General features: G+C 64.9%; 16 protein-coding genes. 10 read left to right on the top strand and 6 right to left on the bottom strand.

Translation table 11 applies throughout. The annotated features are described in order from the left end of the window. The first annotated feature begins 2 nt into the window (after positions 1-2). Genes Y882_RS05795 through Y882_RS05775 form a run of 5 tightly spaced genes read left to right on the top strand, consistent with a single transcriptional unit; the run spans position 3 to position 7,575 of the window. Entirely contained in the window at positions 3-848 is an 846-nt protein-coding gene (locus Y882_RS05795; RefSeq protein WP_046970927.1) for a CoA transferase subunit A, read from the top strand. After that, positions 845-1,648 (top strand): CoA-transferase subunit beta, encoded by an 804-nt coding sequence (locus Y882_RS05790; RefSeq protein ID WP_046970926.1) that lies wholly within the window; start codon positions 845-847, stop codon positions 1,646-1,648. Before Y882_RS05795 ends, Y882_RS05790 begins: the two co-directional genes overlap by 4 nt. A 2-nt stretch (positions 1,649-1,650) precedes the next feature. Then, positions 1,651-2,994, top strand: coding sequence for an acetyl ornithine aminotransferase family protein (locus Y882_RS05785; RefSeq protein ID WP_046970925.1), 1,344 nt, complete (start codon positions 1,651-1,653; stop codon positions 2,992-2,994). Positions 2,995-2,998: 4 nt separating this feature from the next. Then, positions 2,999-5,542 (top strand): CehA/McbA family metallohydrolase, encoded by a 2,544-nt coding sequence (locus Y882_RS05780; RefSeq protein ID WP_046970924.1) that lies wholly within the window; start codon positions 2,999-3,001, stop codon positions 5,540-5,542. Continuing rightward, positions 5,539-7,575, top strand: a complete 2,037-nt coding sequence (locus Y882_RS05775; protein WP_052949703.1) for a S9 family peptidase — start codon at positions 5,539-5,541, stop codon at positions 7,573-7,575. Before Y882_RS05780 ends, Y882_RS05775 begins: the two co-directional genes overlap by 4 nt. An 11-nt stretch (positions 7,576-7,586) precedes the next feature. Here the strand turns inward: Y882_RS05775 and Y882_RS05770 are convergent, their stop codons facing one another. Beyond that, the gene (locus Y882_RS05770; RefSeq protein ID WP_046970923.1) at positions 7,587-8,744 is read right to left on the bottom strand and encodes a DmpA family aminopeptidase; all 1,158 of its coding nucleotides are present in this window, start codon (positions 8,742-8,744) and stop codon (positions 7,587-7,589) included. 58 nt (positions 8,745-8,802) lie between these two features. Between Y882_RS05770 and Y882_RS05765 the strand changes: the two genes are divergently transcribed. From Y882_RS05765 to Y882_RS05750, 4 genes are read left to right on the top strand one after another with little or no spacing between them, the layout of a single operon-like run. Beyond that, entirely contained in the window at positions 8,803-9,873 is a 1,071-nt protein-coding gene (locus Y882_RS05765; protein ID WP_046970922.1) for an aromatic ring-hydroxylating oxygenase subunit alpha, read from the top strand. Next, positions 9,870-11,171 carry a Xaa-Pro dipeptidase gene (locus Y882_RS05760; protein WP_082120946.1) on the top strand — a complete coding sequence of 434 codons (1,302 nt, stop codon included), beginning with the start codon at positions 9,870-9,872 and terminating at the stop codon, positions 11,169-11,171. Before Y882_RS05765 ends, Y882_RS05760 begins: the two co-directional genes overlap by 4 nt. Positions 11,172-11,189: 18 nt before the next feature. Beyond that, positions 11,190-12,515: an amino acid permease gene (locus Y882_RS05755; RefSeq protein ID WP_046970921.1), complete on the top strand. Its 1,326-nt coding sequence runs from the start codon at positions 11,190-11,192 to the stop codon at positions 12,513-12,515. A gap of 5 nt (positions 12,516-12,520) precedes the next feature. Then, positions 12,521-14,608, top strand: a complete 2,088-nt coding sequence (locus Y882_RS05750) for an oxidoreductase (protein ID WP_046970920.1) — start codon at positions 12,521-12,523, stop codon at positions 14,606-14,608. A gap of 2 nt (positions 14,609-14,610) precedes the next feature. Here the strand turns inward: Y882_RS05750 and Y882_RS05745 are convergent, their stop codons facing one another. From Y882_RS05745 to Y882_RS05730, 4 genes are all read right to left on the bottom strand, one after another. Beyond that, entirely contained in the window at positions 14,611-15,813 is a 1,203-nt protein-coding gene (locus tag Y882_RS05745) for a threonine synthase (protein ID WP_046970919.1), read from the bottom strand. A 47-nt stretch (positions 15,814-15,860) separates the two neighbouring features. Further along, entirely contained in the window at positions 15,861-17,090 is a 1,230-nt protein-coding gene (locus Y882_RS05740) for a dicarboxylate/amino acid:cation symporter (protein ID WP_211259125.1), read from the bottom strand. Positions 17,091-17,185: 95 nt separating this feature from the next. Next, the gene (locus tag Y882_RS05735) at positions 17,186-18,778 is read right to left on the bottom strand and encodes a SulP family inorganic anion transporter (protein WP_046970917.1); all 1,593 of its coding nucleotides are present in this window, start codon (positions 18,776-18,778) and stop codon (positions 17,186-17,188) included. Between the two features lies 1 nt (position 18,779). Further along, entirely contained in the window at positions 18,780-19,229 is a 450-nt protein-coding gene (locus tag Y882_RS05730; RefSeq protein WP_046970916.1) for a DUF3574 domain-containing protein, read from the bottom strand. Between the two features lie 345 nt (positions 19,230-19,574). Here Y882_RS05730 and Y882_RS05725 point away from each other — a divergent pair, with 345 nt between their 5' ends. After that, a complete protein-coding gene (locus tag Y882_RS05725; protein WP_046970915.1) occupies positions 19,575-22,031 on the top strand; it encodes a TonB-dependent receptor plug domain-containing protein in 2,457 nt (818 codons plus the stop codon). 41 nt (positions 22,032-22,072) lie between these two features. Here Y882_RS05725 and Y882_RS05720 read toward each other — a convergent pair whose 3' ends face one another. Further along, a complete protein-coding gene (locus Y882_RS05720; RefSeq protein ID WP_046970914.1) occupies positions 22,073-22,528 on the bottom strand; it encodes a MarR family winged helix-turn-helix transcriptional regulator in 456 nt (151 codons plus the stop codon). Positions 22,529-22,563 lie beyond the last annotated feature (35 nt).

Here is a 22,563-nt window from a genome sequence, read left to right as displayed (position 1 = left end):
CCATGCATCTGTCGCTAGCCGATGCGATCGAGAACTGCGTCGCCGATGGCGCCAGCATCGCGCTCGAAGGCTTTACTCACCTGATCCCGTTTGCGGCGGGCCACGAAATCATCCGCCAGCGCCGACGCGATCTGCACCTGATCCGCATGACGCCGGACCTGGTCTACGACCAGATGATCGGCATGGGCTGCGCGCGCAAGCTCACCTTTTCCTGGGGCGGCAATCCCGGGGTGGGTTCGCTGCATCGCCTGCGTGACGCCGTGGAACACCAGTGGCCCAATGCACTTGAACTGGACGAACACAGCCACGCGGGCATGGCCACGGCGTTCTGCGCCGGCGCATCGCGGCTGCCGTTTGGCGTGCTGCGCGGCTATGTCGGCACCGACCTGCCCGCACGCAATCCGAATATCCGTCACGTCACCTGCCCCTTCACCGGCGAGTCGCTGGCTGCCGTTCCCGCGATCAATCCCGACGTCACCATCCTGCATGCGCAGCGTGCGGACCGCGAAGGCAATGTGGCGATCGAAGGCATCGTCGGCGCCGCGCGCGAAGCCGCACTGGCCGCGCAGACGCTGATCGTCACCGTCGAGGAGATCGTCGAGGATCTGCCGCCGGCGATGAATGCAATCGTGCTGCCGCACTGGATCGTCAGTGCCGTGGTGCATTGTCCGGGCGGCGCGTATCCGTCCTATGCGCAAGGCCATTACACGCGCGACAACGCGTTCTACCAGCGCTGGGATGCGATTGCGCGGGAGCGCGACAGTTTCCGGTCGTGGATGGACATCAACGTGATAGGCGCGCGCGACCATCGGACATTCCTGGCCGGCTTGCAGCAGGCGGCCTCATGAGTGATTGCACCCGCGACGAATGGATGACCATCGCCGCCTCGCGCCTGCTGGCCGACCACGCCGTCTGTTTCGTCGGCATCGGGCTGCCTAGCGCCGCCTGCAACCTGGCCCGGCTGACGCATGCACCAGGCATCGTGCTGATCTACGAATCGGGCACCATCGGCACGCGGCCGGTTGTACTTCCCCTATCGATCGGCGACGGCGAACTGGCCGAAACCGCCGCCTGCGTGATCTCGCTGCCGGAGGTATTCAGTTACTACCTGCAGGCAGGCCGTGTGGACGTAGGTTTTCTCGGCGCGGCGCAGATCGACCGCTACGGCAATCTCAACAGCACGGTGATCGGTCCGTATGACGCACCGACAACGCGTCTTCCCGGCGCAGGCGGCGCACCTGAAATCTCGCTGCATGCCAAGCAAGTGTTCGTGATGGCGAAGGCGTCCACGCGCAGCTTCGTCGAGCAGCTCGACTTTCGCACCAGCGCCGGCTATCTCGATGGCCATGGCGCGCGGGAACGCTCCGGTGCGTTCGGCGGCGGACCACGTGCGGTGATCACCGATGTCGGCCTGCTCGCGCCGCACCCTGAAACCCAAGAGCTGCAACTGGTGGCGCTGTACGTCGGCACGAGCGTCGACGAAGCACGCGCCGCGATCGGCTGGCCGCTGCGGATCGCCGATCACCTGGACACTATCGCCGAGCCGACCGCTCACGAACTCAACACTTTGCGCGCACTCAATGCGCGCACCGTCGAGGCGCACGCACGCCCCGTCCATATTCCGCTGCCCGCTGAAGGATTGCCGTGACCATGACCGTGCCCAATCCGGCTCACATCAAGACTGCCCTGCCCGGCCCAAAGGCCGCCGCGATGATCGCACGCGACGCCGAGGTGATCTCGCCCTCGTATCCGCGCGACTATCCGTTCGCGATGTCGCACGGCCGCGGCACCGAAGTGTGGGATGTCGACGGCAACCGCTTCCTCGATTTCGCCGCGGGCATCGCGGTGTGCGCCACCGGTCATGCGCATCCGCGCGTGGTGGATGCGGTCAAAAAGGCCGCCGATCAGTTCCTGCATATCTCCAGCGACTACTGGCATGCGCAGATGCTCGGCCTGGGCGAACGCCTGGCGCGCGTGGCGCCGATGCAGACCCTGGCGGGCGAGGCGGCGATGAGCTTTCTGTGCCAGTCCGGTACCGAGGCGGTGGAAGGCGCATTGAAACTGGCGCGCTATGTCACGCGGCGACCGCGCTATATCGGCTTTCTGGGCGGCTTTCATGGCCGCACCATGGGCTCGCTGTCGTTCACCTCGAGCAAGTACACGCAGCAGCTGGGCTTCGCACCCACCATGCCGGGCGTGACCCATGTGCCGTATCCAAATTCTTTTCGACCGCTGTTCGCCGGCGCCGACCAGGGCAAGGCGGTGCTCGACTATATCCGCATGCTGTTCGAGCGCAGCGTGCCAGCATCCGAAGTGGCGGCGTTCCTGGTCGAACCGATCCAGGGTGAAGGTGGCTACATTGTTCCGCCGGATGGTTTTCTCGCGGGGCTGCGCAAGCTCTGCGACGAGCACGGCATCCTGCTGATCTTCGACGAAGTGCAATCAGGCGTGGGCCGCACCGGCAAGATGTTTGCGTGCGAGCACACTGGCGTGGTGCCGGACATCATGACGCTGGCCAAGGGCCTGGGCTCGGGCTTGCCGATCGGTGCGGTGGTCGCCAAGAAATCGCTGATGTCGCAGTGGAAACGCGGCGCACACGGCAACACCTATGGCGGCAATCCACTCGCTTGCGCCGCGGCCAATGCCACCCTTGATCTCGTCTCCGAAGGCCTGGCTGACAATGCCGCAGCCGCCGGCGCGCATTTCATGGCACGCCTGCACGAGCTGGCGCGCGACTATCCCTGCATCGGTGAGCTGCGCGGCAAGGGCTTGATGATCGGGATGGAATTGGTGGAAGCCGACGCCGAACGCACGCCGGCCCGCGCCTTGTGCGACGCCGTGGTCACCCGCGCCTTCCACAACGGACTGCTGTTGCTCTCGTGCGGCACCAGTACGGTGCGCTTCATGCCGCCGCTGAGCGTGAGCAACAGCGAGATTGACGAGGCCATGGTCCTGCTGCGCGCCAGTCTCGATCAGGCACTGGCGGGCCACTGACCCGATGCGGCGCCGCCTGGTCATCGCACTAACTCTGCTCGCTTGCGCCGGCACGGCGCAGGCGGCGCGCGAAAGCGTGCTCAAGCAGGTCGACCTGCCGCACAACTATTACTGGCGCGAACTGTACATCCCGCAGCTCACCACCGGACCTGACTTCGCCAGCTTCACGCCCGACGGCGACACCCTGGTCTACAGCATGGGCGGCTCGCTGTGGCGGCAGCGCATCGACGGCGATACCGCGATCGAGCTGACCCACGCCCCGCGCGCCTACGACAATCAGCCAGAGGTCGCGCGCGATGGCCGCAGTGTGGTGTTCACCCGCCACGACGGCAACGGCATCGAACTGTGGCGTATCGATCTGGCGACGGGACGCGAGCACGCGTTGACTTCCGGTGGCGCGGTGAATGTCGAGCCGCGCCTGTCTCCGGATGGGCGGCAGCTCGCCTGGGTATCGACGCAGGGCACCGGCCATTTCAACCTGTTCATTGCCGACATCGATGCGAATGGCCTGCACCACGCACGCCCCCTGCTCGGCGAACGCAAGACGGCGCTGGACCGTTACTACTATTCGGCGTACGACCACGCCATCAATCCCTCCTGGTCGCCGGACGGCAAGGCCCTGTACTACGTCAGCAATCCGGAGATCGCCTGGGGCACGGGCGATCTGTGGTCGGTGCCGGTTGCCGATCCGGGCAAGCGCAGCAAGTTGCTCAGCGAAGAAACCAGCTGGAACGCGCACCCCGAACTCAACCCGGATGGGAGGCGCCTGCTCTACACCAGCTATCACGGTCGCCAGTGGCAACAGCTGTGGCTGACCACGAGCACCGGCGCTGCGCCGCTGCCGCTGACCTTCGGCGAGTTCGACCGCCGCAATGCGCGCTGGTCGCCCGATGGCAAACGCATCGTCTACGTCGACAATCAGGCCGGCAACACCACGCTTCGCGTGGTCACCACACTGGGCGGCGCCACCACCACGGTGACGCCCACCCATCGCCAGTACAAGGCACCATACGCCCGCCTGGTGCTCGACATCGTCGACGAACATGGCGAACGCACGCCCGCGCGCGTCGCCGTGCTTGGCAACGATGGCCGCGCCTATGCACCCGACGATGCCTGGATGCATGCCGACGACGGCTTTGATCGCTCACTGCAATCGGCCGAAACCCATTATTTCCATTGCGCGCCGCCCTGCGCGCTGGACGTGCCCGCGGGTGCCGTCAAGCTCTGGGTGCAACACGGCTTTGCCTATGCACCCTGGCGCAAGACGGTAAATGCTTCAGCGGGCCACGACACGCCGGTGCGCGCCGCACTCGTTCCGCAACCGCTGCCCGCGGCGTTTGGCCACTGGATCAGCGCCGACCTGCATATCCATATGAATTATGGCGGCCACTATCGCAATACGCCGGCCCATCTCGCGCAACAGGCGCGCGCCGAGGATCTCGATCTCGCCTACGACCTGGTGGTCAACAAGGAGGAGCGCATTCCCGATATTGCCTCGTTCCGCACCGATGCCGATCCGGCCAGCCTGCCGCGTAGCCTGGTATTGCACGGCCAGGAGTATCACACCAGTTTCTGGGGGCATCTGGGACTGCTCAATCTCGGCGACCACTACATCACGCCGGATTTTTCCGCCTACCGGCACACGGCAATGGCCAGCCCGTATCCGCACAACGGCGTGATTGCGGATCTCGCGCACGCACAGGGCGGCCTGGTCGGCTATGTGCATCCGTTCGATACGCTGCCCGACCCCGCACATGACGCCGTGCTCAGCAACGAGCTGCCAGCCGACGTGATCAACGGCAAGGTGGATTACATCGAAGTGATCGGCTTCTCCGACCACAAGGCGACCGCACAGGTCTGGTATCGGCTGCTCAACCTTGGCTTCCATCTGCCCACCGGTTCGGGCACAGATGCGATGGCGAACTACGCCTCGTTGCGGGGGCCGGTCGGTCTCAACCGCGTGTTTCTTGATACCGCAGGCAAGCGCGATGCAGCGTCGGCCATGGCGGCGTTGAAAGCAGGTCACGGCTTTGCCAGCAACGGGCCGCTGCTCGGCCTTCTACTCGATAACGCCAAACCCGGTGACTCGGTCGCCCCAGGCAAACATCACTACCGCGTCGCCCTGCGCTCGCCGGTGGCGGTGGAGCACCTGGAGCTCGTGCATAACGGCAACGTGGTGAAAGCCTTTGCGCTCGGCGGTGACCATCATGCGTTCGACGCCGAAGGCGAGATCGAACTCGATGGCGGCTGGCTGCTGCTGCGCGCATGGAACGAGGGCGGCGATCCGCAGGTGCTGGATATCTATCCCTATGCCACCACCAACCCGGTCTGGCTTGGCGACCACGTGCGTGCACCAAGTGCGCCCGGCGACGCCGCCTGGTTTGCCGACTGGTTGACGCGAACCATCGAAGCGGCCTCCGCACGCGATGACTACAACACCGCCGAGGAAAAGCGGGCGACGCTCGACTACCTCAACCAGGCACGCGAGGCTTATCGCGCCATGACCGGCCACCCGACTTCCACCGAACCCTCCCGAGGCACCCGATGAAGCGAAACCCGTGCCTGCCTTTGGTCCTATGGGCGCTGCTGTGCAGCCCCAGCGCCGCCCAAGCCGACGACACGCGCTTCAACGCTGCCGATATCAATCGCCTTGCCGAAGTCAGTGAACCGGCGTTGTCGCGCGACGGTACGTCCATCATCTACACCGTGAGCACGGCCAATCTGGAGCGCGACGAACCGCAGTCGGACCTGTGGCGCGTGCGCTACGACGGCAGCGGCCGCGTGCAGCTGACCCATACACCGGACAGCAGCGAAAGCCGCCCTCAGTGGTCGGCCGATGGCCGATTCATCGCCTTCCTGTCCGATCGCAAGGTCGATGGCGAAGCCAGTGACGACGATACCAAGACCCAGGTCTGGGTGATGCCCGCGGACGGTGGCGAAGCGCATCGCGCCACCAACCTGCCGAGTGGCGTCGAGGACTTCGTGCTCTCGCCCGATGGCAAGCAGCTGGCAGCGATTGCCTTCGATCCCGAATATCCGCCTGGCACGAAGAAGCCCAAGCATCCGCTGCCCATCGTCACCGACCGCTTCCAGTTCAAGGACGATGACACCGGCTGGCTGGGCAATCGCCACAAGCATCTCTACCTGGTCGACATCGCCAGCGGCGCGGCCACGCAGATCACCACGGGTAGTCACGACGAGCAGCTGCCGGCCTGGTCGCCGGACGGCAAGCTGATCGCCTATGTCACCAAGCGCGGCGCTGATCCCGATCGTCACCTCAACTTCGACATCTATGTGATCGCCCCGCGCGCCGGCGCCAAGGAGCGGCAGCTCACCACCTTCGCAGGGGCCGATCTCGATCCGTACTGGGAAACGCGCCCGGCATGGAGTCCCGACAGCACGCGCATCGCCTATCTGCAAAGCGGCGAGGACAAGTGGATCTACTACGCACCCTGGCAGCTCGCCATCATCGATGTCGCCACTGGCAAGGCCACGATCCCGGCGCCGATCGATCGGTGCTTCACCAAGCCGCGCTGGTCGCCCGATGGGCGCAGCGTCTATGCCTTGATCGAACAGGCGCAGGTCACGCATCTGTCGCGCATCGATCTGCCCAGCGGCAAGATCACCGAACTGACCCACGGTGACCGTTTCGACACCGACCTGGATGTGTCAGCCAACGGCCGCGTCGTCGTACTGGGCGGCGATAGCCTGCATCCGCCACAACTGTCGGCGGTCGAGCAGGACAAGTTGCGTCTCCTGGACGACCCGAACCCGTGGCTGGATCAAAAGCATCTGGCGACCACTGAAACGCTCCACCTGCAGAGCGCCGATGGAACCGCGCTGGATGCCCTGCTCACCAAGCCGATTGGCTATGTGCCCGGCCGCCGCTATCCAACCATCGTGCGTGTCCATGGCGGCCCGGTGTACCAGTTCAGCCATGAATTCATGCCCGACTGGCAGGTCTACGCGGCGCATGGCTACGCGGTGCTCGCCGTGAATCCTCGCGGCAGCTCGGGCCGCGGTTTCGAGTTCGCCAAGGCGATCTATGCCGACTGGGGCAACAAGGACACGCAGGATGTGCTTGCCGGCGTCGATCGCGCGGTAGCGCTTGGCGTTGCCGATCCCGCCCGGCTGGGCATCGGTGGCTGGAGTTATGGCGCCATCCTTACCGACGAGGTCATCGCCCGCGACACGCGTTTCAAGGCCGCCATCGCGGGCGCCGGCTCCGGCAACATGTATGGCATGTACGGCGACGACGAGTACGCACGCGAGTACGAACTCGAACTCGGCACGCCCTGGGCCAACCGCGATGCCTACGACCGCGCCAGCTATCCGTTCCTGCATGCGGACCGGATCAGGACGCCGACGATGTTCCAGTGCGGCGAGCGCGACTTCAATGTGCCCTGCATCGGCGCCGAGCAGATGTACCAGGCGCTGCGTTCGCTGGGCATTCCCACCGAACTGGTGATGTATCCCGGCCAGCATCACGGGTTGACCGTGCCGAGCTATCTGCGCGACCGGATGGAACGCAACCTGGCCTGGTATGACCGCTATCTCAAAGCCGTCGGTGCGGGCCCGTGAGCAGGCTCAGTTCAATGCGGCGGCTCGTAACGCCCGAAGCGCTTGAGCAGCGCAACCAGCTGCGCATGCGAAATGGCCTTGGCATAGTGCCCGCCATCGCCCTGCATGTCGCGCGCGGCGATCATCGCATTGACGATGCTCTCCTCGGCGGCTTGCGCCGTGGCCTCGAACAAGGGGTCGACGTGGTCGTTGCCGATAAAGCTCGCCTGCTGCAGCGGCGTGTCGTGCAGGGCCTGGGCATTGGCGGTGGAGAACGCCACGAAGATGTCGCCCGAACCGTTGCCGGCGAAGCTGCCCATGCGCGCCAACCCCATGCCGGCGCGCTTGGCAATGCGCTTCAGTTGCTGCGGCAACAGCGGCGCATCGGTGGCCACCACGATGATGATCGAGCCGGTGTCGGCGGCAGCTGGATTCGAAGCGCTGCGCACGCGGTCGTCGCGCAGATACTTGCCCACCGGCACGCCGGCGACGCGCAGGCTGTCGCGCAGGCCGTAGTTGGCCTGCACCAGCACGCCGATGGTGTAGTCGCGCTCGCCGATATGCACGCGCCGCGAGGCGGTGCCGATGCCGCATTTGAATTCATGGCAGATCATGCCGGTGCCGCCACCGACATTGCCCTCGGCCACCGGGCCGCTTTTCGCATCGCGCAGCGCCTGCGCGGCGTGCTCGGGACGGACGTGGAAACCGTTGATGTCGTTGAGGTCGCCATCCCAGGTTTCGGCCACCACAGGCAGCGACCACCAGTAACCCGAGGCATCCGCGCCACCCGCACGCACGCGCTCGGCGATCACCGCATCGCGCACCACGCCGACGCTGTGCGTATTGGTCAACATCACCGGCCCCTCCAGTTGGCCGGATTCCTCCAGCCAGGCCGTACCGGTCATCTCGCCATTGCCGTTGAGCGCGAACGAGGCGCCGAACGTGGGAATTTCGAAACTGTCGTGTCCACGCGGAAGAATCGCCGTGACGCCGGTGCGCACCTTGTGCCCATCCGGCAGATCCTCGATCAGGGTCACCTGACCCACCGTCACGCCGGCCACATCGGTGATCGCATTGAGCGGACCGGGCGCGCCGTCAAAGGGAATACCAAGATCCCTGGCGCGGGGCTCGGCCGCGGAAGCGACGCCGCACAGGACACACAGAGCAAACGCGAGACGACAGCGGGGCATGGATACTCCAGAGTTCGACCGTTTGTTGGATCAGTCTATCCCGGGAAGCCAGCCACGCATGCACGCTGATACCAAGATCACCGACCTCACGCTCGCCCGCGCACTCGACCCGAAGTATTACTTCGGCGAACCCATGCTGGCGATGGAGCAGCGTGCGGTATTCGCACGCAGCTGGCAGCTGGTGGCGCAGCAGGACCAGCTGACCGGTCCGGGCGACCACGTGGTGGAACATATCGGCGGCGTGCCGGTGCTGATCGTGCGCGGCCAGGACGGTGTGCTGCGCGCCTTCCCCAACGTCTGCCGCCACCGCGCCGGCCCACTGGCCCTGTGCAACGGCAAGGGTGCGCGCTCGCTGCACTGCAAATACCACGGCTGGACCTACACGCTGGAAGGCCAGCTGCGCAGCGCACCGGAAATGCAGGACGCCTGCGATTTCAGAGTGGAAGACATCCGCCTGCCGACGCTGCGCGTACACGAGTGGCAAGGCCTGGTGTTCGTGGCGCTGGATGAAAACACGCCCGCCTTCGACGAAGTCTACGGCGGCATCGCCGAGCGCATCGCGCCGATCGACCTGTCCGCCATGCGCTATCTGCGCCGCGACAGCTACGACCTCGACTGCAACTGGAAGGTCTATATCGACAACTTCCTGGAGGGCTATCACCTGCCCCATGTGCATCCGGGCCTGTCCCGCGTACTGGACTATCGCGCCTACGACACCGAGCTGTTCCCGTGGCACTCGCTGCAGTCCTCGCCGCTGCGCAACAGCGCCGAGATCTACGGCGACGGCCAGGCGTTCTACTACTTCGTCTACCCCAACGTGATGTTGAACATCATGCCCGGACGCCTGCAGACCAACCGCATCCTGCCGCTGGGACCGGGCCGCTGCCGGGTGGAGTTTGACTATTACTACGCGCAGGACGAGGCGGCGCAGAAACGCATTGCCGCCGACCAGACGTTCAGCGATGAAGTGCAGCAGGAAGACATCGATATCTGCGAGGCCGTGCAGAAGGGCCTTGCCTCCGGTTACTACCAACCTGGCCGCCTGTGTCCCAAGCGCGAAGGCGGCGTCTGGCATTTCCACAACCTGTTGCGCACGGCCTATGCCCAAGGCGCTGGAGAACCTGCATGAGCATGAAGTTGTCCGGTCTGTTCTGCGCCATCGCGATGGCATGTGCCCTGCCCGCTGTCGCTGCGCAAGGCCCGCAGCGCACCGTGGTGCACGCTGGCCATCTGCTGGACGTGGACAGCGGCAAGCTGCTCAGCGACCAGGCCGTCACCATCGTCGAAGGCCGCGTGGTGTCCGTGCAGCCGTGGGCAGCCAATAGCGGCAATGGCGCCAAAGTCCTGAACTGGACGAGCTTCACCGTCGTGCCCGGCCTGATGGACATGCACACGCACCTGGCCGATGAGATGGAATCCGCCGACTACGGCGCAGCGCTCAAGAGCAATCCGGCGCGCGATGCCTTCATCGGCGCCAAGAATGCGCATGACACCGTGCGAGCCGGCTTCACCACCGTGCGCGACGTGGGCGTGTTCCGCGGCCTTGCGGATATCCAGTTGCGCGACGCCATCAACGCCGGCTATGTGCCGGGTCCGCGGATGTTCGTTGCCGGCGCGTACATCACCATTCCCGGCGGCGGCGGCGAGATCACCGGCCTACCGCCGGGCACGGTGGTGCCGCCGGAATTCCGCGTCGGCGTTTCCAGGGGTGTGGAGGATGTGCGCAAGCATGTCGACTTCCTGCTGGACCACGGCGTCGACCACATCAAGGTGATCGCCACCGGCGCCGTGCTGGCCGACAACACCGAACCGGGCGTATCGGAGTACACCGAAGAGGAGATCCACGTCGCCGTCGTCGAGGCAGCCAAACGCGGCAAGTTCGTGGCCGCACACGCGCATGGCGCCGAGGGCATCAAGCGGGCGGTGCGTGCCGGTGTGCGCTCGATCGAGCATGGCTCACTGATCGACGACGAAGGCATCGCCCTGATGGTGCAGCACGGCACCTGGCTGGTGGCCGATATCTACAACGGCGACTACATCGACAGCGTGGGCCGCCGCGAAGGCTGGTCCGAGCAGACCTTGCGGAAAAATATCGAAACCACCGAGGCCCAGCGCGAGGGTTTCCGCAAAGCAGTAAAAGCCGGTGTGCATATCGCATTCGGTACCGACGCGGGTGTTTATCCGCACGGTGACAACGCCCGCCAATTCGCGTACATGGTGAAGTACGGAATGACGCCGCTGCAGGCGATCCGCTCGGCCACCATCGACGCGGCCCGCCTGATGGGGAAGGAGAAGGAACTCGGCTCGATTGCGCCCGGCAAGGCAGCCGACCTGGTCGCCGTGGCCTGCGACCCGCTGCAGGACGTGGAATGCCTGCGCAAGGTGCAGGGCGTGATCAAGGCTGGTGAGACGGTTTCCCTCGATTAACCCAAGAGTGCAGATGACGTGAGCGAAGGCAAAAAGATCGGCTTCTGGACCTGCACCTCCCTGGTGGTCGGCAACGTGATCGGGATGGGCATTTTCATCCTGCCCTCCTCGCTCGCCCCTTACGGTTTCAATGCCTTGATCGGCTGGCTGGTGACCCTGGTCGGCTGCCTGATCCTGGCCCGCGTGTTCGCCCATCTCTCCAAGGCGTTGCCGGGTGCGGACGGACCGTACGAGTACATCCGCTGCACCCTCGGTGACCTTCCCGCCTACATGGCGCTGTGGGCGTACTGGGTCTCGCTGTGGCTGACCAATGCGGCACTCGCCACGGGCGTGGTCGGTTACATCACGGTGGTGATGCCGCAACTGGCAGTGGTCCAGCCAGTGCTGTTCGCGCTATGCCTGTTGTGGCTGTTCGTGATCATCAACGTGTTCGGCGTGCGCTCGGGAGGTGCCGTGCAGATCGTCACCTCGGCGCTGAAGCTGTTGCCCATGGTCGCCATCGCGCTGCTCGGCGGATGGGTCCTGCTCACCTCGCCCGCAAGCTATGTGGTCCACCCGCCGACCACACCGATCACCTTCAGCGGCATCCTGGCTGCCTCGACCATCGCCCTGTACGCCATGCTCGGTATCGAGTCGGCCAGCATTCCCGCCGGACGCGTAACCAACCCGGGGCGCACGATTCCGCGCGCCACCATGGCCGGCGCCATCCTTGTCGCAGTCGTCTACATCGTGGTTTCGGCGGTACCGCTGCTGTTGATCGAGCAGACGGAACTGGCCAATGCCAGCGCTCCGTTCGCCTTGCTGATGGATCGCTTCTCCGCGGCCGGCTCCGGTCGATGGCTGGCCTTGTTCGTGGTGGTGAGCGGGCTGGGCGCGCTCAATGGGTGGACGCTGTTGATGGGCGAACTCACCCGCACCATGGCCAATAACGGCGTGCTGCCGGCCGTGTTCGCGCGACAGAATCGGCGAGGTGCGCCCGCCATCGCGCTGATCGTCACCGGCCTGCTCGCCTCGGTGATGACCTGGTTGAGCTACAGCCAGTCGCTGGTGGCGGCCTTCACCTTCCTCACCCGCGTGGTGACGGCGGCGAACCTTCCGCTGTATCTGTGCTGCTCGCTCGCGCTGGCCGTGCTCTGGCGTCGAGGCGCCCGTGTCGGCATGGGACGCAACGCGTTGCTGATCGCGACCGGCGGTGCAATCTACGCGGTGTTTGCCTTTGTCGGCAGCGGACATGAGCCGTTCCTGCTGGCGATGGGCCTGATCGCGGCGGGCCTGCCGCTCTACGCCATCATGCGGCTGCGCCGCAAATCGCCGCACAGCGCCACCGCGCCCGCCAAGGTATGAGTTCGATGAGAGACCCGCGCTACGACATCCTGTTTACGCCGGTAAAGATCGGCCCGGTCACCGCCAAGAACCGCTTCTTCCAGGTCCCTCATTGCAATGGCATGGGTCACGCGATGCCGCTGGCACACGCGGCAATGCGCGAGATCAAGGCCGAGGGCGGCTGGGCGGTGGTGTCCACCGAAGAATGCGAGATCCATCCCAGCAGCGACCTCACGCCTTACGTTGAAGCACGCCTGTGGGATGACCGCGACATTCCCGCGCTCGCGCTGATGTGCGACAAGGTGCACGCACACGGCGCGCTTGCAGCGCTGGAGCTTTCGCACAACGGCCCGACCGCCTCGAATCTGTATTCGCGCGAGGTTTTGCTGGGTCCGTCGCATCAGGTCTCGAAGTACGGCTATCCCTCGCAAGCCCGCGCAATGACGCTGCACGATATCCGCGAATATCGCCGCTGGCATCGCGAAGCCGCCTTGCGCGGCAAGCGCGCAGGCATGGACATCATCTATGTCTATGCGGCGCACGACCTCTCGCTGCCAATGCATTTCCTGCAGCGTCGCCGCAATCAGCGCAGCGACGAGTACGGCGGCTCGCTGGACAACCGCGTGCGCCTGCTGCGCGAGGTGCTGCAGGACACCCGCGACGCCGTGGGCGACACCTGCGCTGTCGCGCTGCGTTTCGCCACCGAGGAACTGCTCGGTCCCGGCGGCGTCGAACTGGCCGAGGCGCAGGACATCGTCAGCATGCTGGCCGAACTGCCCGATCTGTGGGACGTCAATCTCGCGGCCTGGTACAACGACTCGGTGCCTTCGCGTTTCGCCACCGAGGGCGCGCAGGAACCGTTCATCGACTTCGTCAAGAAAACCACCACCAAGCCGGTGGTGGGCGTGGGCCGCTTCACCTCGCCCGACACCATGGTGTCGCAGATCCGCCGTGGCGTGATCGACCTGATAGGCGCGGCCCGTCCGTCGATCGCCGACCCTTATCTGCCCAAGAAGATCGAAGGAGGCCGCGTCGACGATATCCGCGAATGCATCGGCTGCAATATCTGCGTCTCTGGCGACATGACCATTTCGCCGATCCGCTGCACGCAGAATCCGAGCATGGGCGAAGAGTGGCGCAAGGGCTGGCATCCCGAGCGTATCCGGCCCGCGCCCCAACCCACCCGCGTACTGGTGGTCGGCGGCGGACCGGCAGGCCTGGAGGCGGCGCGCGCACTCGGCCAGCGCGGCCATGATGTGAGCCTCGCCGAATCACGCAAGGAGCTTGGCGGCCGCGTCACGCGTGAGTCACGCTTGCCCGGCCTGGCCGAGTGGGCACGCGTGCGCGACTGGCGTGTGGGACAGATCGGCAAGCTCAACAACGTGAGCCTGTATCTCGACTCCCCGCTGAGCGCGCAGGACGTGATCGATTTCGGCGCCGAGCACGTGGTGCTGGCCACCGGCTGCCATTGGCGCCGTGATGGTTTCGGTCGTAGCAATGGCCTGGGTATTCCCTGCCTGGCCGACAACCCGCGGGTCTTCACGCTCGACGATCTGATGGATGGCCGTCTGCCCGAGGGCCGCGTCGCGGTGTTCGACGACGACGGCTTCTACTACGCCAGCGTGGCCGCCGAACTGCTGCGCGCACGCGGCTGCGAGGTCGCCTACGTAACGCCGGAAGACAGCATCGCGCCCTGGAGCGTCAACACGCTGGATTACCGCCATATCCGCAAGCGCATGGCCAAGCTCGGCATCGAGGCCATCGTGTCGCACAACATCACCGGATTCGATGGTTCAACGCTGACGCTGGAAAACACCTGGGACGAGCAGCACACCGAACGTCCCTGCGATGCCGTGGTCACCATCACTTCGCGACTGCCCGACGACGCGCTCTACCAGCAACTGCTGCAACGCCAGGGACACTGGGGCGGCGCGGGGATTCGCTCCGTACGCTGCATCGGCGACGCCGAGGCGCCCGGTCTGATCGCCCATGCGATTTATGCCGGCCACCGCTATGCGCGCGAGCTGCAGGAACCGGTGACCGGCGAGGTGGCGTTCAAGCGTCACTTCCACACCGCCGATCCCGATGACCTGCGACGCGAAGTGCCGGCGTGAGGTTACGGTCCTTGTGCGGCTGACAGACCCAGCTCGGCGGCAATCACATCGGTGTACTTCAAGCCTGCACCGGTGTTGAAAATCACCACGCGGTCCGAGGCCTTCAGGTCGCCCGAGGCGATCAGCTGGTCATAGGCAGCCGTTGCCGCCGCGCCTTCCGGCGACAGGAAGATACCTTCGTGCGCAGCCCAGTCGCGCAGCGAGGCAAAGGTGTCTTCATCGGAGACCGCGACCGCCTTGCCGCCCGATGCACGCAGAATGTCGAGGATGATGTAGTCGCCATACGCCTTGGGCACGCGCAGGCCCGAGGCCGCGGTCTTGGGGTCCTTCCACATCTGGCTGACGGCAGCGCCTTCGTCAAAGGCCCGCACCACCGGCGCGCATCCCGACGATTGAATGGCGAACATGCGCGGCCGCCTGCCCGGCTTCACCCAACCCAGCTGCTCAAGCTCGTCGAAGGCCTTCCACATGCCGATCAGGCCAACGCCGCCACCGGTGGGATAGAACACCGCATCGGGATATTCCCAACCGAGCTGCTCGACCAGTTCGTAGCCCATGGTCTTCTTGCCTTCCACGCGGAACGGTTCCTTGAGCGTGGAGATATCGAACCAGCCCTCCGCCGCCTTGCGTTCGCCAACGATGCGCGCGCAATCGGATATCACGCCGTCGACCAGGGTCACTTTCGCACCATAGGCGGTCGCTTCCACCAAATTGGCGAGCGGCACGTCGCGCGGCATGAAGATATGCGCTTCGATATCGGACGCTGCGGCATACGCGGCCAGTGCGCCAGCGGCGTTGCCAGCCGAAGGAATGGCCAGTTTGCGCAAGCCGTAGTGCCGCGCCATGGTGACGGCCAGCGACAACCCTCGCGCCTTGAACGAGCCGGTGGGATTGGCGCCCTCCTCCTTGAGGAACAATGCGTCGTGACGCTTGCTGCGCAGCATCGGCGTCCATCCTTCGCCCAGCGTCACCGGCGCCACATCGGGCAGCACGGCGCGATACCGCCACATGCCACGCCATGGCGTCGCCGCATCACCACCCTTCACTGCTTCCGCAGGCGAACTGCCCAGCAGCGGCGTGAGGTCGTATCGCACGTAGAGCGCCCCCGCGGGCTGCTCGGGACATTGCGTGCACAGCGTCTGCGGCACATCGGCCGGCAGTCGCGCATGGCAGCGGGAACACTCCAGATAGGCAATCGCAGGCATAAGACCTCGCTAGGGATGGGCAATGGGGAGAGGAGCCGCAAGGAAGTTCATGGATGATCGATTTTGCAGGGCGCATCAAGCTGCCCTTCCCATGAGGCCACCGCAGCAGCGGCCACGGAATTGCCCACGATGTTCGTCGCCGAACGCCCCATGTCGAGCACGTGATCGACCGCCAGCACCAGCGCGAGTCCGGCATCGGGCAGATGAAAATAGTGCAGCGTGACGGCAATCACCGCGATGGCGGCCCGCGGCACGCCGGCCAACCCCTTGGTGGTCAGCATCAGCAAGCCGAACAGCGTGATCTGCTGCCCCACGCTGAGCTCAACGCCATAGGCCTGCGCGATAAACAGGATGGCAAACGTACAGTACATCATCGCGCCGTCGAGATTGAACGAATATCCCAGCGGCAGCACGAAGCTGGCGATGCGACGCGGTATGCCGAACGCCACCAGCTGCTCGAGCAGACGCGGATAGGCCGCCTCCGACGAGGAGGTGGCAAACGCCAGCAGCACGGTCTGGCGGATGCCTGCCAGCAGACGCAGACTGCGCGATCCGATGATCAGGCCAAGCGCGGCCAGCAGCAGCGCCCACAGGATAAGCAGCGACAGATAGAAGCCCGCCACGAAACGCGCATACGTGCCCATGATGCCGATGCCGTGCAGGCAGATCGAACTGGCCAAGGCAGCGAAGATGGCCAGCGGTGCCACCTTCATCACATAGTCGGTGATCTTGAACATCACGGCGGCCAAGGCATCGACCAGCTCGACAAAACCCAGCGCCTTCTCCTTCAGCGATGCCGCCGCCAGGCCAATCAAGAGCGAGAACACCACGATCTGCAAGATCTCGTTGTCCGCCATGGCCTCGACGAAGGAACGAGGAATCAGGTGGTTGATGAACTCCGCCGGCGAGAAGCTGGTGACCGCGCCCGCGCTGCCACTGGACGCCGGCAGGTGCGCAAACGCGGGCATGGCATGCAGCGCGGCACCCGGCTGCAGCCAGTGGGCCATCAGCAGGCCGACCGTGAGCGACACGCAAGAGGCCGCAAAGAACCAGGCCAGCGTCTTGATGCCGATGCGCCCGATCTCCGCGGCGCCGCCCATGCGTGCAACGGCCGATACCAGCGAGGCAAACACCAGGGGCGCGACGATCATCTTGATCAGCCGCAAAAAGATGTCGGTGATGACCGAGAGGTCGGCGGCGATCACGGCCGCCTGTTCCGCCGTGAAGCTGCGGTTGCAGACCCAGCCCACCAGCACGCCGAGCAGCGTAGCCGCCACCAGGGACAGCGTGAATCCATGCCGTCCGCGCGACCGCACCTGGCTTGGCCTAGCGCCGGTCAATGACGTCCATCCTCAGGTCGCGCGACATCCGCTCAGGCCACGCTGCGGTCGTCACGTGGCGCTGCCAGGGCAAGCACCAGCAGCACGATGGCCAACACCACGTACGCACCGGTGAACTGCCAGACCAGCTGGCGCGAGGCCTCGTCGAGTGTCCAGGGCACATAGATCCCACCGGTCAGCTCCACCGAGTGGATGATGCCAAACAGGCTCAAGGCTGCGCCCGACAGCAGGATCCCGGCAGCCCGGCGTGTTCGACCATCGATCAAGGCCACCAGGAAACTCGCCCAGATCATCGAGGTAATGATGAAGCCGTTGCCCAGCACGGTGATCACCGCCAGTTCGGAAATCCCATGGCTATGCTCGGCGAACAGCGCGCCGTAGTGGTCGCTCGACACGTAGGTGGGATCGCTGAGCTTGATCGTCACCATGCGTGCGATGGCCGGAAAGAAGCTGAATACGACGGCCGCGGCATAGCGCACCGGGGTCGCCTCAAAAGCCTGCACCGTGATGCCGATCGCCACGAACACCAGGATCGGCGCCAGCACCGACAAAGGCAGCAGCTCGACCAGGTTGGACAGGTAACCGAACACGCCACCCAGGCCGATCACCAGGCCGGTCAGCAGCGTATAGCCACTGCGCGCACCCATCGCCTTGTACGACGGCTGGCCAATGTAGGGCGTGGTCTGCGCCACGCCGCCGCAGAAACCGGCTACCAGCGTCGCCAAGGCCTCCACCAGCAGAATATCGCGCGTGCGGTAATCGTCGCCGGCCACGCGCGCGCTTTCCGTCACGTTGATGCCGCCCACCACCATCAGCAAGCCAAACGGCAGGATCAGCGGAAGATAAGGCGTCGCTGCGGCCAGGCCGTTCATCCATTGCAAGGTCGGCAGCGGCAACGCAAAACGCCACTGCCAGGCGACCGGGGCGTGATAGCCGTTGCCAAGCCAGCCCAGCGGGCCCAGACCGTAGTACAGCAGCGCCGCCACCACGAAGGCCACCAGCACGCCCGGCAGCCCCAGCGGCATGCGTGCGCGTGCCACCAAGGCGTACAGCACCACACCCAATCCTGCAAAGCCCACCACCGGCACTTTGAGGATCTCGATCAGCGGCAGAAAGCCCATCAGCACCAGCGCAATGCCCGCGATGGAACCCAGCAGTCCAGCGCGTGGCACATGCCGTTGCACCATGCCGCCAAAAAAGGACAGCACGAACTTCAGTACACCCATGATCACCAGCGAGGCCATGCCCAGCTGCCAGGTGGCGATCCCCGCAGCGTGCTCATCCATGCCGGCCTGCTTGAAACTCAGGAACGCCGGACCCAGCACCAGCAGCGCCATGCCGATGCTGGTCGGCGCGTCCAGGCCAAGCGGCATCGCGGTGACGTCATCACGGCCTTCGCGCTTCGCCAATCGGCGCGCCATCGCGGTATAGGCCAGGTTGCCCAGCAGCACGCCAAAGGTCGTGCCTGGGAACATGCGCAGAAAGACGATATCGGCCGGAAAACCGAAGATGCCGATCAAGGCCGTAGCAAGAAAGGCCATGATCGACAGATTGTCGACCACCAGGCCAAGAAAGCCATTGATGTCGCCGGGTGAGAGCCAACGCTGCGAACGAATGCTGCTCATCTCAGAACGACACCTCGGCAGGCTGCGTCACGCGCAGCACGGACTGGTCACCCGTGCGCTGCTTCCACGCCGCACGTATGGCGTCCACCTTAGCGCGATTGTCCGCCGTGTCGGGATAATCGATCACCAGCATCTTCGAGCGCAGGCGCTCCGGCGTGGGCTGGCCCTTGCCCTGCCACTGGCCATAGACGTCGAGCACGCTCAAGCCATCCGGGAATCGCGGCGTGACTTCCGCATCCAGAAATTCCCGCCAGCGTTGCTCACTGACGCCATGGCTGGCATCCCCCGCGATGCCCAGCCCGAAATACAGCTTGGTATCCACCCAGCCTTGCGTTTGTGCGGGATGCGCCGCATCGCCATGCAACGTGGCAGTCGTGGGAGCCACCGAGGTGACGCAACCCGAAAGCAATCCGGCTGAAAGCACCGCCCACGTCAAACGCAAATGAATCATGGCTATTTCCTCATGCCAATTTGGACATCTATACGGATAGAGCGTCAAAGCTCTTAGACCTTCGCGCAGTATTGACAACATGACTTGCGCAATGCAACAAATAACCACCGGCCGCCTCGCGTGGCCGAGCCCACTGCCAGCTGTACCTGGGGATCAGGTTTGTCGAACATGACCGATTGCATGCTTGAGTACCCGCACGCGCCGCATGGTAAGTCCATGCGGCGATGTTGCCTGGCGTAGCCGCTTCTCCGCGCCCTCCCCGGCGCTAGTACCCACTAATCCATAGTGTCCAGCGTCGCCCCTGAAGGTTCGCGCGATGGACGGCTGCACCCATAAGGAATTGCCATGTCGATACGCCCCGCCGCGCTGCCGCGCGTCCGTTTGCTCACCGCGCTCGTTGCGACGGCGCTTGCCGTGCCCCTGGCGCATGCGCAAGCGCAGCCCGCCGATGAACAAACAAAGACACTGGGTCAGGTCGTGGTGACAGGCGTGCGAGCGAGCAACCGCACCTCACTGGACTCGCCCGTGCCGGTCGACGTATTGAGCGAACAGGATCTGCGCAACGCCGGTGCGGTCAACGGCGAACTGGGCGCGGCGCTCGCCGTGCTGCTGCCCTCGTTCAATTTTCCGCGCCAGTCCAACTCGGGCGGCTCGGACCATGTGCGCGCTGCGCAGTTGCGCGGGCTGTCCCCGGACGAAGTGCTGGTGCTGGTGAATGGCAAGCGCTTTCACACGTCGGCCCTGGTCAACACGGATACCAAGATCGGCAACGGCACCACGCCGGTCGATTTCAACGCCATCCCCATCAGCGCGATCAAGCGCATCGAGGTGCTGCGCGACGGCGCGGGCGCGCAATATGGTTCCGATGCGATTGCCGGCGTCATCAACATCATCCTCAAGGATGCGCCAAGCGGCGGCGAAGTCTCGGCCGATTACGGCGCCTACCATACGCACTTCCGTCCCACCGATCGCGAGATCACAGATGGCCAGGGCGGCTACGCCGCCGCGGATTTCGGCACGACGCTGGCCGGTAGCGGCTACCTGCATGCGGGCGTGGAGACCAGCCACCATGCAGGCACCAATCGCGCCGGTTACGACACCGTGCCCGATTTCATCGCCGATCCCACGCCGGCCAACCTTGCCCTGCGCGGACAACGCAACTATGCCGCCGGCGATCCGCCCAACGAGAGTTACAACGGCTGGTTCAACGGCGAGCTGCCGTTGAACGCACACGCCAGCCTGTATGCCTTTGGCACCTATACGCAGCGGCACACCATCGGCGACAACTACTTCCGCTACCCCGATAGCGACGCGAACGTGCCTGCCATCTATCCGGACGGTTATCTGCCGCAGTCCATCGGCCACAACCGCGACGCCCAAACCGCCGGCGGCGTGCGCGGCACCGTGGGCGACTGGAGCTACGACGGCAGCCTCAACTGGGGCAGGAACGCGTTCGACTACGACCTGCGCGATTCGCTCAATGCCTCGCTGGGTGCGGCCAGCCCCACGTATTTCCATATCGGCAGCTACGCGTTCAACCAGAGCACGGCCAATCTCGATGCCAGCCGTCAGTACGACGTGGCGGGCAGGTCCGTGACCCTGGCCGTCGGAGGCGAGTATCGCTATGAGAACTTCCACACCGGCGCGGGAGATCCGGCCTCCTATGCCGTCGGACCCATCGACGCACCTGCCGGAGCGCAGGCCGGCGGCGGCTTGCAGCCGCAGGACGCAGCGGATCTCTCACGTCGCGTGCAGGCGGCCTATGCGGAAGTTTCCAGCGATATCACCGACACCTTCTTCGCCGACGCAGCGGGCCGCTATGAGCATTACAGCGACTTCGGTGGCAACTGGAGCGGCAAGCTCAGCGCGCGCTGGGAGTTCTCCCCCGGTTTCGCCTTGCGCGGCGCGGCGTCCAACAATCTGCGCGCGCCATCGCTGAGCCAGATCGGCTACGAAGCGACCACCACCGGTTATGGCGCAGACGGCAAGCTGGTGACGGGTCGCATCCTGTCGGTCAACAACCCACTGGCGCGCGACCTGGGCGCACAACCGCTGAAGCCGGAAAAATCGCGCAACTTCAGCATCGGCATCACCGGCCAGCTCGGCAGCGCCTTCGACTTCTCGCTCGATGCTTATCAGATCGCCATCGACCATCGCGTCACCCTGTCCGAGACGATCGACAACGATGGACTGGAGCAATACATCCAGCAGAACTTTGGCGTGGCCGGCGTGCAGAGCGTGCAGTTCTTCACCAACGCCGTGAATACGATCACGCGCGGCGCAGAATTGGTGGGCAACTACCGCGCCGAAGTGGCCAACGGCAATCTGCTGCTGACCCTGGCCTACAGCCACAACAACACGCAGATCCGCAGCGTTGAAGCCACCCCTGCCGCCCTGATCGCCGCGGGCGCCGACAACGTGCTGTTCGGCGTGGAAGCGCGCAACACCTTGACCGACGCGGCACCACGCCAGCGCGGCAGCTTCACCGCCAAATGGGACAACCGGCAGTGGGGCCTGCTCGGCCGCGTCACCCGCCAGGGCGCCACCACGCGCGTATTCGATTTTGGCGACGGCTACATCCCCACGCAGACCTATGCGCCCCGCTTCCAGCTGAATCTAGAGGCCGAGTATCGAGCTACCGATCACCTCAGCTTTGCGCTCGGCGGCGACAACGTCACCAACCAATACCCCACCCGCTCCAACAGCGACATCAACTACGGCGGCAACTTCCCGTACGACGTGATCTCGCCGATCGGCAGCAACGGCGCCTACTGGTATGGGCGGGTGCGCTACACGTTCTAGCCAAGGCGCCCAGGCGATTTCAAAGACATGGCGGCGGTCGCTCACTCAAACGACGTGGAGAGATCGCCCGTCTTCATCCCTGCAAGATTTTGCCGCAAGGCGCGCACGTCCTTCGCGCCATTCATCTCGCCGAACTGCCGCTGCGCTTCGCGCCACAGCGGAGCTGCTTGTTCGAACAGCCCCTTGCCGCTGGGGGTGAGCTCCGCCAGGCGGCTCCGACCGTCCGTCGGCGACGGCCGGAGCCGGACAAAACCGTCCCGCTCCAACACGCCAACCATTTTTCCCATCGCCGTTCGTTCGGTATCGAGTCGTTCGGCAAGATCGTTGATCGAGACGCCCTGCTCCTGATTCAGCGCTGCCAGTATCAGAAACTGGGTGATGCGCAGACCGGTGGGCTGCAGATGGCTGTCATACAGGCGCGAGATTTGCCGGGCAGCCTTCCTCATCGCAAAGCAGTGGCACTGATCGACCCCGACAGACGACTTGTTTGGCGACATCTCGACTCTCCTCAACCTCAGTGCAGCATGGAAAC

Origin of the sequence: Dyella japonica DSM 16301 (genome assembly GCF_001010355.1) — a bacterium.
Taxonomy (GTDB): Bacteria; Pseudomonadota; Gammaproteobacteria; order Xanthomonadales; family Rhodanobacteraceae; genus Dyella; species Dyella japonica.
This window is presented reverse-complemented; position numbering and strand designations above follow the sequence as displayed.

Coding starts and splice junctions, on each gene's coding strand:
- Y882_RS05770 (WP_046970923.1), bottom strand. CDS start 8,744: ATGCCCCGCTGTCGTCTCGCGTTTGCTCTGTGTGTCCTGTGCGGCGTC.
- Y882_RS05760 (WP_082120946.1), top strand. CDS start 9,870: ATGAGCATGAAGTTGTCCGGTCTGTTCTGCGCCATCGCGATGGCATGT.
- Y882_RS05735 (WP_046970917.1), bottom strand. CDS start 18,778: ATGAGCAGCATTCGTTCGCAGCGTTGGCTCTCACCCGGCGACATCAAT.
- Y882_RS05730 (WP_046970916.1), bottom strand. CDS start 19,229: ATGATTCATTTGCGTTTGACGTGGGCGGTGCTTTCAGCCGGATTGCTT.
- Y882_RS05785 (WP_046970925.1), top strand. CDS start 1,651: ATGACCGTGCCCAATCCGGCTCACATCAAGACTGCCCTGCCCGGCCCA.
- Y882_RS05780 (WP_046970924.1), top strand. CDS start 2,999: ATGCGGCGCCGCCTGGTCATCGCACTAACTCTGCTCGCTTGCGCCGGC.
- Y882_RS05720 (WP_046970914.1), bottom strand. CDS start 22,528: ATGTCGCCAAACAAGTCGTCTGTCGGGGTCGATCAGTGCCACTGCTTT.
- Y882_RS05775 (WP_052949703.1), top strand. CDS start 5,539: ATGAAGCGAAACCCGTGCCTGCCTTTGGTCCTATGGGCGCTGCTGTGC.
- Y882_RS05795 (WP_046970927.1), top strand. CDS start 3: ATGCATCTGTCGCTAGCCGATGCGATCGAGAACTGCGTCGCCGATGGC.
- Y882_RS05790 (WP_046970926.1), top strand. CDS start 845: ATGAGTGATTGCACCCGCGACGAATGGATGACCATCGCCGCCTCGCGC.
- Y882_RS05765 (WP_046970922.1), top strand. CDS start 8,803: ATGCACGCTGATACCAAGATCACCGACCTCACGCTCGCCCGCGCACTC.
- Y882_RS05750 (WP_046970920.1), top strand. CDS start 12,521: ATGAGAGACCCGCGCTACGACATCCTGTTTACGCCGGTAAAGATCGGC.
- Y882_RS05745 (WP_046970919.1), bottom strand. CDS start 15,813: ATGCCTGCGATTGCCTATCTGGAGTGTTCCCGCTGCCATGCGCGACTG.
- Y882_RS05725 (WP_046970915.1), top strand. CDS start 19,575: ATGTCGATACGCCCCGCCGCGCTGCCGCGCGTCCGTTTGCTCACCGCG.